We start from the raw sequence: 13001 nt of genomic DNA on the forward strand, positions 1-13001 counted from the left end.
AGAACGCCATTGTCGGTCGCCAGACCAAGCTGAAATCTCACCCGGACGGCCTTGCGCTCAAGCGATTGTTTCCGATTACGCAGTTATCCATTTCCGTTTCCACACATATACCCAGGGGTCTCACATGCAAACTTCGACACCATTATTTTCTCGCAAAGCCATTGCGATTGCGGTTGGCATCCTCGTCCTCGCCGCCGCCGGCACCTTCACCCTGACCAGCCGCCAGGCCAAGGCGGTCGCCGCACCGCCTCCTGCAGCATCGGTCTCGGTCGCCGCCGCCCTGGAAAAATCGGTTACCGAATGGGATGATTTTTCGGGCCGCGTGGAAGCCATCGAACGGGTTGAAATCCGCCCGCGCGTATCGGGCACCATCGATGCCGTGCATTTCCAGGAAGGCCAGCTGGTCAAGAAAGGCGACCTGCTGTTCACCATCGATCCCCGCCCTTATCAAGCTGAACTGGCGCGCGCGGTGGCAACCCAGGCCGGCGCCCAGGCCGGGCTGGCGCTGGCAAAAACCGAGCTGGCCCGCACCGGCCGCCTGATTGAAGAACATGCGGTAGCCCAGCGCGAGCTGGACCAGCGCAACAACGCCTTGCTGGAAGCCGACGCCAGCCTCAAGGCGGCGGACGCAGCAGTGCAGACCGCGCGCCTGAACCTGCAATACACATCGATTGCGGCACCGGTCAGCGGCCGCGTGTCGCGCGCCGAGATCACGGTGGGCAACCTGGTCGGCGCCGGCGTTGCTTCGCCGGCATTGACTACCGTGGTATCGGTGTCGCCGGTGTACGTCAGCTTCGAGGTGGATGAGCAAACCTATATCCGCTACGCCGCCAACGGCGCTGTCGGCAATTCGGGCGTAAGCCGCTTGCCGGTTTCCATCGGCCTGGCGAGCGAAGAAGGTTATCCGCACCAGGGCCAGATCAAGGCTTTCGACAACCGGCTTGACACCGCCTCCGGCACCATGCGCGTGCGCGCCGTGTTCGACAACCAGAACGGCGCCCTCACCCCCGGCATGTACGCCCGGGTGCGCACCGGCGGCTCGGCGGCGGAAACCGCGGTGCTGATCGACGACAGGGCTGTCGGCAACGACCAGGACAAGAAATTCGTCATGGTGCTGGGCGCCGACAACAAGGTCACCTATCGCGCGGTCAAGCTCGGCCCTATCGTCGACGGCTTGCGCGTGGTCCGTTCCGGCCTCAAGAAAGATGAACGGATCGTCGTCAACGGCTTGCAACGGATACGCCCGAATGACCTGGTCACGCCGGTCACGGTAACCATGGATGGAGAAAACAGCTCTCCCGCCAAGGCTGCGGTGACGGTGGCCAGCGCTAAATAACAAAGGCGATGACGATCCTCACGGTTGCATCAACACCAGCATCAACGCCAAATACCCAGCAGAGCCCAACACCATGAATATTTCAAAATTCTTTATCGACCGCCCGATCTTTGCGGGCGTGTTATCTGCGATCATCCTGATCGGCGGCCTGATTTCCATGCTCAGCCTGCCGATTTCCGAATATCCGGAAGTGATTCCGCCGTCGGTCATCGTCAAGGCGCAGTATCCGGGTGCCAATCCGCAAACCATCGCCGAAACCGTGGCGACGCCGATCGAGGAACAGATCAACGGCGTCGAAGACATGCTGTACATGTCTTCGCAAGCCACGTCGGACGGCTTGATGACCCTGACCATCACCTTCAAGCTGGGCACTTCGCCGGACCAGGCCCAGCAGCTGGTGCAGAACCGCGTCAACCAGGCCTTGCCGCGCTTGCCGGACGTAGTCCAGCGGCTGGGCGTGACCACGGTCAAGAGTTCGCCCAACCTGACCATGGTGGTGCACTTGCTGTCGCCTAACGACCGCTACGACATGGCCTACCTGCGCAACTACGCCGTGCTGAACGTCAAGGACCGCCTGGCGCGCCTGCCTGGCATCGGTTCGGTGCAGCTGTTCGGTTCCGGCGACTATTCGATGCGGGTCTGGCTCGATCCGCGCAAGGTGGCCGAACGCGGCCTGGCCGCTTCCGATGTGGTCAACGCCATCCGCCAGCAAAACGTCAACGTCGCCGCCGGCGTGATCGGCGCTTCGCCGTCGGTCCCAGGCGTCAACTACCAGATCTCGGTGAATGCCCGCGGCCGCCTGGCCAATGAAGAAGAATTCGGCAACATCGTGATCCGCACCTCGCCCGATGGCGTCGTCACTTACCTGAAAGACGTGGCCCGGATCGAACTCGGCGCCAGCGAATATGCGCTGCGCTCGCTGCTCGACAACAAACAGGCGGTAGCAATCCCGATCTTCCAGGCGCCCGGCTCCAACGCGCTGGAAATTTCCGACAACGTCCGCCGCACCATGGCCGAGCTGAAGCAGGACATGCCGGAAGGCGTCGACTACAAGATCGTCTATGACCCGACCCAGTTCGTCCGCTCCTCCATCGAGGCGGTGGTCCATACCCTGCTGGAAGCGATCCTGCTGGTGGTGATCGTGGTGATCATCTTCCTGCAAACCTGGCGCGCTTCGATCATTCCCTTGCTGGCGGTGCCGGTATCGGTGATCGGCACCTTTGCGGTGATGATGGGTCTCGGTTTTTCGATCAACGCCTTGAGCCTGTTCGGGCTGGTGCTGGCGATCGGGATCGTGGTCGATGACGCCATCGTGGTGGTGGAGAACGTCGAACGCAACATCGAGAACGGCCTGTCTGCCAAGGAAGCCACCTACAAGGCCATGCGCGAAGTGTCCGGGCCGATCATTGCGATCGCCCTGACCCTGTGCGCGGTGTTCATCCCGCTGGCTTTCGTCAGCGGCCTGACCGGCCAGTTCTTCAAGCAGTTCGCCCTGACCATCGCGATTTCCACCGTGATCTCGGCATTCAATTCGCTGACCTTGTCGCCAGCGCTGGCAGCTTTGCTGCTGAAGGGCCACGGCGCCAAGAAGGACGCTTTCCAGCGCCTGATCGACCGTTTCTTCGGCGGCTTTTTTACTGTGTTCAACCGGGTCTTCCATCGCGCCTCCGACTCTTACAGCGGCGGCGTGACCGGCATCCTGAAACGCAAAAGCGCGGCGCTGGCGGTGTATGCAGTGCTGATCGGCATCACCGTGCTGCTGTTCCATACCGTGCCGAACGGCTTTATCCCGGCCCAGGACAAACAGTACCTGGTAGGTTTTGCGCAGTTGCCTGACGCTTCGTCGCTGGACCGCACCGAAGACGTGATGCGCAAGATGTCGGAAATCGCGCTGAAGCAGCCTGGCGTGGAATCGGCCGTGGCCTTCCCTGGCCTGTCGATCAACGGCTTCGTCAACAGCCCTAACTCCGGCATCGTGTTCACCACGCTCAAGCCGTTTAGCGAGCGCCGCGGCGCCGACCAGAGCGGCATCGCGATCGCGCAGCAGCTGAACCAGAAATTCGCCGCGATCCAGGGCGCATTCATTGCCGTGTTCCCGCCGCCGCCTGTGCAAGGGCTGGGCACCATCGGCGGTTTCAAGCTGCAGATCGAAGACCGCGCCGCGCTGGGCAACCAGGCCTTGAACGACGGCTTGCAAGCTTTCATGGCGAAAGCGCAGAAGGCGCCGGAACTGGCGGGCATGTTCTCCAGCTTCCAGATCAACGTGCCGCAGCTGTACGCCGACGTCGACCGTGTCCGCGCCCAGCAGCTGGGCGTATCGATCCCCGCTGTGTTCGACACCTTGCAGATCTATCTCGGCTCGCTCTACGTGAACGATTTCAACAAGTTCGGCCGCACCTTCCAGGTACGGGTCCAGGCCGATGCGCCGTTCCGCGCCCATGCCGAAGACATCGGCTTGCTGAAAGCGCGCAACGACCGCGGCGAGATGGTGCCGCTGTCGTCCCTGCTGAAGATGACGCAAAGCTACGGCCCCGACCAGGCGATACGCTATAACGCCTTCCCGTCGGCCGACGTCAACGGCGGTCCGGCGCCCGGCTACAGCACAGGCCAGGCCCAGGCCGCGGTCGAACGCATCGCAGCCGAAACCCTGCCGCGCGGCATCAGCTACGAATGGACCGAAATCACTTACCAGGACAAGATCGCCGGCGACACGCTGTTCATCATCCTGCCGCTGTCGATCCTGCTGGTGTTCTTCGTGCTGGCGGCGCAATACGAGAGCCTGACTTTGCCGCTGGCGGTGCTGCTGATCGTGCCCATGGGTATCCTGTCGGCGATCTTCGGCGTCTGGCTGACCCGCGGCGACGACAACATCTTTACCCAGATCAGCCTGATCGTGCTGGTGGGGCTGGCGTGCAAGAACGCGATCCTGATCGTGGAGTTTGCGCATGAGCTGGAATTGCAGGGACGTTCCATCTACGCCGCCGCGATCGAAGCCGCCCACCTGCGCCTGCGCCCTATCCTGATGACCTCCATCGCCTTCATCGCCGGCGTCATCCCGCTGATCCTGTCGACCGGCGCGGGCGCTGAAATGCGCCATGCAATGGGGGTTGCGGTGTTCTCCGGCATGATCGGCGTGACCGCATTCGGGCTGTTCCTGACGCCGATCTTTTATGTACTGCTGCGCACCCTGGCATCGCGCTTTACCAGCGCCAAGCCGGAAGCAGAACAGCATGCGGGCCCCGCACCGACCAGCCATGGTCCGGCGGCGCCAGCGCTTGCCACTGTGGCGCACATCGAAGGAATCTGAATATGAAAACTTTCAATCTCAAACTCAGCACGCTGGTAGCCGCACTGGTGCTGGCCGGCTGCTCCACCACCAAGCCGCCGGAACAGGTCGCGGTCGACCTGCCCGGCCAGTACCGCGAAGCGGCGACGCTGGACGGCGAATGGCAAGTCGCCCAGCCGGCCGACGGCGCTGACCGCGGCGCCTGGTGGTCGGTGTTCGGCGATGCCGAGCTCAGCAAGCTGATTACCGACGCCACCGCATCCAGCCCGACCCTGGTGATGGCCATGGCGCGCGTCAAGGATGCACGCGCCACCGCCGGCCTGGCCGACGCCGATCGCGCCTTCCAGCTCGGCGCAGGTTTCGGCCCGACCCGCCAGGGCGACGCCACCGGCGCTTCGACGCAGTGGCGCGCGCAGCTGAATGCATCTTATGAAGTCGACCTGTTCGGCCGGCTGTCGGACAGCAGCCGCGCCGCCCGGCTTGATGCGGAAGGACAGGAAGCGGCCTATCGCTCGGTGCTGCTGGCTTTGCAGGCCGACGTCGCCCAGCAGTATTTTGCGATCCGTTCGCTCGACTCGGAACTCGACGTGCTGCAGCAAACCGTCAAGCTGCGCCAGGAAAACCTGCGCCTGGTGCAGCATCGCTACGATGCCGGCGACACCAGCGAGCTCGATGTGGCGCAAGCCAATACCGAACTGTCGGTGACCCAGGCCGAGCAGGAAGGCGTCAGCCGCAGCCGCGCCCAGCGCGACCATGCGCTGGCGATCCTGCTTGGCAAGGCGCCGGCGCAGTTCACGCTGGCGCCTGAACCGCTGCAGCCGGTGACGGTCGCGGTGCCGCCCGGCCTGCCTTCCGACCTGCTGCAGCGCCGGCCCGACATCGCCCAGGCGCAGCGCCAGCTGGCTGCCGCCAGCGCCCGCATCGGCGTCGCCAAGGCAGCATTCTTTCCGAGCCTGGTGCTGACCGCATCCGGCGGCTACGGCTCGGATGCGCTGCACAACCTGTTCCAGTGGTCGAGCCGCAGCTGGCTGCTGGGGCCGCTGGTCGGCACCATGCTCAACTTGCCTTTGCTGGACGGCGGCCGCAACAAGGCCAACCTGGCGCGCGCCGACGCCAGTTATGAATCGGTGGTGGCCAACTACCGGCAGCAGGTGCTGGTCGGCTTCCAGGATGTGGAAGACAACCTGAGCGCCCTGCGCACCCTGGATAACCAGATCCGCTTCCAGGAAGATGCGGTGAAGTCGGCGCAGCTCGCCGCCCGCCTCGCCGATTCACGCTATCGGAACGGTTCTACCAGCTACTTTGAAGTGATCGATGCGCAACGTTCGAGCCTCTCCGCACAGCGTGCGAAAAGCCAGAGCGTGGGCCAGCGGGCAGTCGCTTCGGTCGGCCTGATCCGGGCGCTGGGCGGCGGCTGGGAACCGGCCGCGGCCGGCAACAGCGCCTTGGCATTGGCCAGGTAGCAAAGAAAAATGGCGGTGCTGCCCGCGCCGCACCGCCATCTCCAAAGATACGTTTGCCTGGCTGCCCACCATGCCAGCACATGAAGCTTCTCTCCAGCCTGCCTCGGCCGAAGTCGAACTCGACGCGCTGACGCAGGCTTTTTTTCCGCCGGCCTCGCCGTCCAAGATTGGATCCGGCTTCAGTCCCGGATATCGCGCAGGGGCGAAGTCTTCAGCAAGCCGAAAGTCAGCAGGCTGCCGCCCGCGGCGATGGCAATCAGTCCGCTGCGCACGCCCAGGTGTTCTGCAATCCAGCCGGCCGACAAAGCGCCCAGCGGCGCCGCCGCCACCGTCATGAAACGCATGGTCGACACCATGCGGCCGTGGTAGGCATCCGGCGTCAGCTTCAGCCGCAACGCCAGGTAAGGCATGAAATACAGCATGGCGCTGCAATCGAAGATGAACACCACCACGCCATACGCCAGCGCGCTCAGCAGCGGCGAACCAAACAGGTTGGCTGGAATCATCGCCAGCAGCAGCCATGCCGCGCCGGTGCCGCCGAGGCCGATCAGGATGGTGCGGCCGCTGCCGAACCTGCGCGACAAGGGCTTGAGCAGCATGGAGCTGACCAGCACTCCCAGCCCGCCCAAGGTTTGCGCCGCGCCCAGCACGCCTGGCGACATGCCGAGCTGATGGGTGGCGAACAGGATCTGCAAGGCCAGGTAGCCATTGAACAGCACTTGCCACAAGGCGGTGCCCCAGGCCAGCGCCCACAGCACCTCGTGGTTCCAGACCATCTTGATGCCGTCCACCATCTCGCGGAAGGGATGGCGGTCGGACGGCGCCGGATAGCTGTCGCGCTTGCGCAGGTAACGCAGGTTCCACCAGGAGCCAACAAAACCGAGGGCATCGACCAGCACCGCCACCGGCGCCGTCAGCAGCTGCACCAGCATGCCGGCGATGCCGGGACCGACCAGCCGCGCCATCGAATCGGTTGCAGCGAATTTGCTTTGCGCATCCAGCAGCTGCTCGCGCCCCACCAGCTGCGCCAGAAACACCTGGGAAGCGCTGCCGCCGATGACAAAGCCGATCCCCATCAGGAAACCTACCGCGTACAGCACATGCATGTTCAGCAAACCCAGCCAGTAGCTCAGCGGGATCACCGCCAGCACGACGCCGAACAGGAATTCCGACCACAGCAGCACCGGATATTTGCTGCGCCGGTCCAGCCAGACCCCGACCGGCAGCGAGAACAGCGCGAACGGCAAGGTCTGCAATGCGATCAGCGTGCCCATCTGGGCCGGGGTGGCTTGCAGCAGCAGCACTGCGGTGAGCGGAATCGCCAGGCTGCTGATCTGTTCGCCGAAGCTGGCGAGGACCGTGGTCAGCCAGAAGCGGCGGAAGTCGTGGTGGCGCAGCATCGGGTCGGCCGACAGCTTGCGCATGAAAAATAGACGGAATGCAGTAAAAATGATGGCAACTCTTTGAAGGCGGCAACACTGGATAAGTAAGCGCGGTGCATATTGTTCCTGATGGGAACATTGAACAAATGATAGCAGTAATGCCGTCCGCTTTTATCCATATCCGGAAATTAAATATGCCGTGCGTTCATAGGCGAAACGAATGCTGCGCGGGATTATTTTCCTGTCTTTTTACCGCTGCTTTCGATCATGTGAAAAATTATCAATAAAGCATCTATTTTCAAAGCCAAGCAATTTGAGACGACTGGTCATATAATAGCGGAATGAATAAAGTCCACGCCCTCAACGACACCCACGCCACCCTGCTCGAAACCGGGCTCAGGCTGTTCGCGGAACAAGGCTACAACGGCACCGGCATCAAGGAAATCGTCGATGCCGCCGGCGTGCCCAAGGGTTCGTTCTACAACTATTTCAAGAGCAAGGAAGACTTCGGTGCCGAGGTCATCTCTTTCTACGCCGACGGCTTCGCCGACAAATGGTCCGGCTATTTTGCCGAGGGCCCGCAACAGCCGCTGGCCGCGCTGCGCTATACCTACGAGCGCATCATCGGCTACCACGAACAGTGCACAGTGAAGGCCGGCTGCCTGCTGGGCAATTTTGCCGCTGAAATGTCGGAGTCCAGCGAGCTCTGCCGCCTTACCCTGCAGGAAGTGGTGGCCGGCTGGCGCAAGCGCTTCGCCAGCTACCTGCGCAAGGCCCAGGCCGATGGTTCGGTGCGCACCGACCTGAGTGCGGAACAACTCACCGATTTTTTCTGGAACGCCTGGGAAGGCGCCATGCTGCGCATGAAAATCGAACGTTCGACGGCGCCGGTGCGCGCCTGCGTGAACCTGATGTTCGATCATTTTTTCCTGCCGTAACGCCACAGAAGGAATTGCATCGATTTTTTTAAGCGAATCCAAGACGACCGGTCACTTATCAACCTGTGTTGCAGTTTGTTTTTTTCAGCAGCAAGTCAAACCACCAATCGCCTGACAGCGATTTATTCACGAAGGAATGTCCATGAGCCGCACCCCAGAAACCCGTACCGAAGACAGCCTGTTCCAGCCCGCCCGCATCGGCGACATCGAAGTAGCCAACCGCATCGTGATGGCGCCGCTGACCCGCAACCGCGCCGGCGAAGGCAATGTGCCGAACGCGCTGAACCTGAAATACTATGCCCAGCGCGCAGGCGCCGGCCTGATCGTCACCGAAGCGACCCAGGTGTCGGCCCAGGCCCAGGGTTACGCCAACACGCCTGGCCTGCATACGCCGGAACAGGTCGCCGCCTGGAAAAAAATCACCGACGCCGTGCATGAAAAAGGCGGCCGCATCGTGGTGCAGATCTGGCATACGGGCCGCATGTCGCATGTCTCCTTCCAGCCTGGCCGCCTGGCGCCGGTAGCGCCGTCGGCGATCCGCGCCGAGGCCAAGACCTTTGTGGTCGGCGAAGGTTTTGTCGATACTTCGGTGCCGCGTGAACTGACGCTGGAAGAGATCCCGGGCGTGGTGGACGACTTCCGCCAGACCGCAAGACGCGCGATGGATGCCGGTTTCGACGGCATTGAAATCCACGGCGCACACGGCTACCTGCTCGACAGCTTCCTGCGCGACGGCTCCAACCACCGCACCGACATCTACGGCGGCAGCATCGAAAACCGCAGCCGCCTGCTGCTGGAAGTGGTGGCCGCAACCACTGCCGAAATCGGCGGCGGCCGGGTCGGCGTGCGCCTCTCGCCGGTATCGCCGGTCAACGATTCCAGCGAAAGCCAGCCGCAGCCGCTGTTCAATTACGTGGTAGAACAGCTCAACCAGTTCGGCCTGGCTTACCTGCACGTAGTAGAAGGCCACACCGGCGGTCCGCGCGACAACGCACCGTTCGACTACGAAGCACTGCACCAGCGTTTCGACGGCGCCTGGCTGGTGAACAACGGCTACGACCGCATGATGGCGCGCCAAGCCATCGCCAGCGGCCACGCCGACCTGGTCGCCTTCGGCCGCGCCTTCATCACCAACCCAGACCTGGTGCATCGCCTGCAGCACAACCTGCCGCTGAACGTACCGTTCGAAGACGCACCGCTGTACGGCGGCGTAGGCGAACACGGCTACACCGACTACCCGGCGCTGACCGAAGCATAAACAAAGCAACGTCTTCTCCAATCCCGCTTGCGCACTGAAAAATTCCGGCGAGCGGGATTTTTTTCGTCCCGAGATTATGAAATCCGCCTGAAAAAAATGCAGGGCTGTGGCTTTTGCCGTTGCCGTTGCCGTTGCCGTTGCCGTTGCCGTTGCCGTTGCCGTTGCCGTTGATTTTGACCTTGGGGTTGAAGTTGCCGTTGCTTTTGAATTCCGCATTGAGACGTTGCCAAATCCGGCGCGTGTCAGCCGGGAATTGTGGGGAAAGATGTTTGAGCCGAAGGCGAGTTGCTTTCCCCACCCGGCTGGCACGCGCCGGATTTGGGGACCTGACCGAAGGGAAGGCAACGGCTTTGCGGTCGCCTTTCTTTGCTTACTTTTTGGCGCCCGGCTAGGGGCGAAGCAAAGAAAGTGAGTAGCTGCCGGGCTACCCCCGGCTAGCATCCACGGAGTAGCAAACGTTTTAGATAACGACGAACGAAGTCGTCGCATGCCACCGAACGCACTCCGTGGCCCGTTAAATGGGGTCAGAGTAATTTTCGCAAAAGGCGCGAAAAAAAACTCTGACCCCATTTAACTGCGCAGTTGGGACTTGAACCGTTGCGAGCGGAAGGTATCAAGTAATATGACTGGAACTTTAGTACGATAGCGACGCCGGCGCCTGCCGCAAGATAAGCAGCCAGCACACAACAAAATCTCGGAGAAAACCCATGTCTACATCACACGCCAGCTTCCATTGGGACGACCCGCTCCTGCTAGAACAGCAGCTCAGCGGCGAAGAACGCCTGGTGCGCGACAGCGCAGCCGCCTACGCCCGCGACAAGCTGGCGCCGCGCGTGTTGATGTCGTTCCGCAACGAGCAGACCGACGCCGGCATTTTCCGCGAAATGGGCGCGCTCGGCCTGCTCGGCGCAACCATTCCCGAAGCATACGGCGGCGCCGGCCTGAACTACGTCAGCTACGGCCTGATCGCCCGCGAAATCGAACGCATCGACTCCGGCTACCGCTCCATGATGAGCGTGCAAAGCTCGCTCGTGATGCTGCCGATTTTCGAATTCGGCAGCGAAGCCACCAGGCAAAAATACCTGCCGCGGCTAGCCAGCGGCGAACTGATCGGCTGCTTCGGCCTGACCGAACCGGACCACGGTTCCGATCCCGGCAGCATGGCCGCACGCGCACGCAAGGTCGACGGCGGCTACCAGCTTACCGGCAACAAGATGTGGATCACCAACAGCCCGATCGCCGACGTATTTGTGGTCTGGGCCAAGGACGACGAAGGCGCGATCCGCGGTTTCGTCCTTGAAAAAAGCTGGAAGGGATTATCGACGCCGGTCATCCACGGCAAGGTCGGCTTGCGCACCTCGATCACCGGCGAGATCGTCATGGACCAGGTGTTCTGCCCCGAAGAAAACGCCTTCCCCGAAGTGCGCGGCTTGAAAGGCCCGTTTACCTGCCTCAACTCGGCACGCTTCGGCATCGCCTGGGGCGCGCTCGGCGCCGCCGAATTCTGCTGGCACGCGGCGCGCCGGTACACCATGGACCGCAAACAGTTCGGCCGGCCGCTGGCCGCCAACCAGCTGGTGCAGGTGAAGCTGGTGAACATGCAAACCGAGATCACCATGGCGCTGCAGGGCTGCCTGCGGCTGGGCCGCATGAAAGACGAAGGCAGCGCCTCGGTGGAAATCACCTCCATCATGAAGCGCAACTCCTGCGGCAAGGCGCTGGACATCGCCCGTGTTGCGCGCGACATGTTGGGCGGCAACGGCATTTCCGACGAGTTCGGCGTGATCCGCCACCTGGTCAACCTGGAAGTGGTGAATACCTACGAAGGAACGCACGACGTGCACGCGCTGATCCTGGGACGGGCGCAGACCGGCATCCCGGCATTCGCCAACTAGCCGAGGCCGAATACCTGCAGCACCAGCCAGATATTCGCGCCTGAAATCAGCACGAACAGCAGCCACGACACGCCGGCCGTCAGCCACGAATTGGCGAACACACCCATCACATCGCGCCGGCTGGTGAGGCGGATCAGCGGATACATGGCGAACGGCAGCTGCAGGCTCAGCACCACCTGGCTGAGCACCAGCAAGCGCCCCACGGAATGCTCGCCCCATGCCAGCACGCCGGCCATGGCCGGCGCCAGCGCCAGGCCGCGCGTCAGCAGGCGCCGCTGCCAGCACGGGATCTTGAGGTTGAGGAAACCCTCCATGATGACCTGGCCGGCGATCGTCCCGGTAAATGTCGAACTCTGTCCCGAGGCCAGCAGCGCCAGGCCGAACAGGATGCCGGCCGCGGCGCTGCCGGTGATCGGATCGAGCAGGCGGTATGCCTGGTCGATATCGATCACCGCCGTATTTCCGGTAGCATGGAATGCGCTCGCCGCCAGCACCAGGATGGCGCCGTTGACCAGCAGCGCCAGCAGCAGCGAGACAATGGTATCGAGCCGCGACAGCTGTATCGCCTGCCCGCGGCTGCGGTCATTTTTTTCCACCACCCGCGTTTGCACTATCGACGAATGCAGGTAGAGATTGTGCGGCATCACGGTAGCGCCGAGGATGCCGATCGCCAGGTACAGCGGCTCCCGGCTCGACAGCGCGCTCAAGGATGGCAGCATGCCGGCGGCCACCGCATGCCAGTCCGGCTTCAGGAACACCAGCTCGACAAACAGGCAGGCGGCGATGGTCAGCACCAAGCCGAGGATGATCGCCTCGATCTGGCGGAATCCTTTGCCTTTCAATCCCAGCACCAGCAGCGTATCAAACGCTGTCAGCAACACGCCGACCGGCAGCGAGACGCCGAGCAGCAGCTTGAACGCCAGCGCACATCCCAGCACCTCCGCCAGGTCGCAGGCGATGATGGAAATCTCCGCGAAAAACCACATGCCTTTGCTGACGCGCGGACTGTAGTTCTCGCGCGAATGCACCGCCAGGTCCTTGCCGGTAGCGATACCGAGGCGCATGCTGAGGCATTGCAGGACAATTGCCGCCAGGCTGGACAGCAGCACCACGAACAGCAGCTGGTAGCCGAACTGCGATCCGGCCTGGATCGAAGTGGCCCAGTTGCCGGGATCCATGTAGCCGACCGAGACCAGCAAGCCGGGCCCGACGGACCTGAGGATTTTTTTCCAGAACGGGCCGCTGCTCGGGACGGCAACGGTGCCGGCAACTTCGGAAGGACAAAATGGGGCGGTGGCGGTGGTCGGCAAACGATACATGGAGGCATCCTGATAGTGTTGCCCCAATTCTATAGTGTCACGGGCATTGCGCATGCCTGCTCCAACCCCTATGATTTGAACGTACTTTCCAATCCAATAAGGCAGCAGCTCATCCGGAGTAAGA

Annotated in this window: 9 protein-coding genes; 7 read left to right on the forward strand and 2 right to left on the reverse strand. The window is 62.5% G+C overall.

Going from position 1 to position 13001, the window contains the following annotated elements; all coding sequences use genetic code 11:
* Positions 1 to 124: 124 nt before the first annotated feature.
* The 3 genes from V8G57_RS05960 (at position 125) to V8G57_RS05970 (ending at position 6085) form a co-directional block, all read left to right on the forward strand.
* Positions 125 to 1336 carry an efflux RND transporter periplasmic adaptor subunit gene (locus V8G57_RS05960; protein ID WP_342828566.1) on the forward strand — a complete coding sequence of 404 codons (1212 nt, stop codon included), beginning with the start codon at positions 125 to 127 and terminating at the stop codon, positions 1334 to 1336.
* A gap of 73 nt (positions 1337 to 1409) precedes the next feature.
* The gene (locus V8G57_RS05965) at positions 1410 to 4643 is read left to right on the forward strand and encodes an efflux RND transporter permease subunit (RefSeq protein ID WP_342828567.1); all 3234 of its coding nucleotides are present in this window, start codon (positions 1410 to 1412) and stop codon (positions 4641 to 4643) included.
* 2 nt (positions 4644 to 4645) lie between these two features.
* Complete coding sequence (locus V8G57_RS05970) at positions 4646 to 6085, forward strand: efflux transporter outer membrane subunit (protein ID WP_342828568.1); 1440 nt, start codon at positions 4646 to 4648, stop codon at positions 6083 to 6085.
* Between the two features lie 179 nt (positions 6086 to 6264).
* On the opposite strand, the gene V8G57_RS05975 is transcribed toward V8G57_RS05970, so the two are convergent.
* Complete coding sequence (locus V8G57_RS05975) at positions 6265 to 7509, reverse strand: MFS transporter (RefSeq protein WP_342828569.1); 1245 nt, start codon at positions 7507 to 7509, stop codon at positions 6265 to 6267.
* Positions 7510 to 7808: 299 nt separating this feature from the next.
* On the opposite strand from V8G57_RS05975, the gene V8G57_RS05980 reads away from it, so the two are divergent.
* The 4 genes from V8G57_RS05980 (at position 7809) to V8G57_RS05995 (ending at position 11558) form a co-directional block, all read left to right on the forward strand.
* On the forward strand, positions 7809 to 8405 hold the full coding sequence (locus tag V8G57_RS05980; protein ID WP_342828570.1) for a TetR/AcrR family transcriptional regulator: 597 nt from the start codon (positions 7809 to 7811) through the stop codon (positions 8403 to 8405).
* 136 nt (positions 8406 to 8541) lie between these two features.
* Positions 8542 to 9663 carry an alkene reductase gene (locus V8G57_RS05985; RefSeq protein ID WP_342828571.1) on the forward strand — a complete coding sequence of 374 codons (1122 nt, stop codon included), beginning with the start codon at positions 8542 to 8544 and terminating at the stop codon, positions 9661 to 9663.
* Positions 9664 to 9769: 106 nt separating this feature from the next.
* Positions 9770 to 10075 (forward strand): hypothetical protein, encoded by a 306-nt coding sequence (locus tag V8G57_RS05990; RefSeq protein ID WP_342828572.1) that lies wholly within the window; start codon positions 9770 to 9772, stop codon positions 10073 to 10075.
* 295 nt (positions 10076 to 10370) lie between these two features.
* A complete protein-coding gene (locus tag V8G57_RS05995) occupies positions 10371 to 11558 on the forward strand; it encodes an acyl-CoA dehydrogenase (protein ID WP_342828573.1) in 1188 nt (395 codons plus the stop codon).
* Here V8G57_RS05995 and V8G57_RS06000 read toward each other — a convergent pair.
* Complete coding sequence (locus V8G57_RS06000; RefSeq protein WP_342828636.1) at positions 11555 to 12877, reverse strand: Nramp family divalent metal transporter; 1323 nt, start codon at positions 12875 to 12877, stop codon at positions 11555 to 11557. The genes V8G57_RS05995 and V8G57_RS06000 overlap by 4 nt on opposite strands.
* Positions 12878 to 13001 lie beyond the last annotated feature (124 nt).

This window comes from Collimonas rhizosphaerae (assembly GCF_038896935.1).
Lineage (GTDB): Bacteria > Pseudomonadota > Gammaproteobacteria > Burkholderiales > Burkholderiaceae_D > Collimonas > Collimonas rhizosphaerae.

Excerpts from the sequence above, each read along its gene's own strand:
- V8G57_RS05960 (WP_342828566.1), top strand. The coding sequence starts at position 125 with ATGCAAACTTCGACACCATTATTTTCTCGCAAAGCCATTGCGATTGCG.
- V8G57_RS05965 (WP_342828567.1), top strand. The coding sequence starts at position 1,410 with ATGAATATTTCAAAATTCTTTATCGACCGCCCGATCTTTGCGGGCGTG.
- V8G57_RS05970 (WP_342828568.1), top strand. The coding sequence starts at position 4,646 with ATGAAAACTTTCAATCTCAAACTCAGCACGCTGGTAGCCGCACTGGTG.
- V8G57_RS05975 (WP_342828569.1), bottom strand. The coding sequence starts at position 7,509 with ATGCGCAAGCTGTCGGCCGACCCGATGCTGCGCCACCACGACTTCCGC.
- V8G57_RS05980 (WP_342828570.1), top strand. The coding sequence starts at position 7,809 with ATGAATAAAGTCCACGCCCTCAACGACACCCACGCCACCCTGCTCGAA.
- V8G57_RS05985 (WP_342828571.1), top strand. The coding sequence starts at position 8,542 with ATGTCCATGAGCCGCACCCCAGAAACCCGTACCGAAGACAGCCTGTTC.
- V8G57_RS05995 (WP_342828573.1), top strand. The coding sequence starts at position 10,371 with ATGTCTACATCACACGCCAGCTTCCATTGGGACGACCCGCTCCTGCTA.
- V8G57_RS06000 (WP_342828636.1), bottom strand. The coding sequence starts at position 12,877 with ATGTATCGTTTGCCGACCACCGCCACCGCCCCATTTTGTCCTTCCGAA.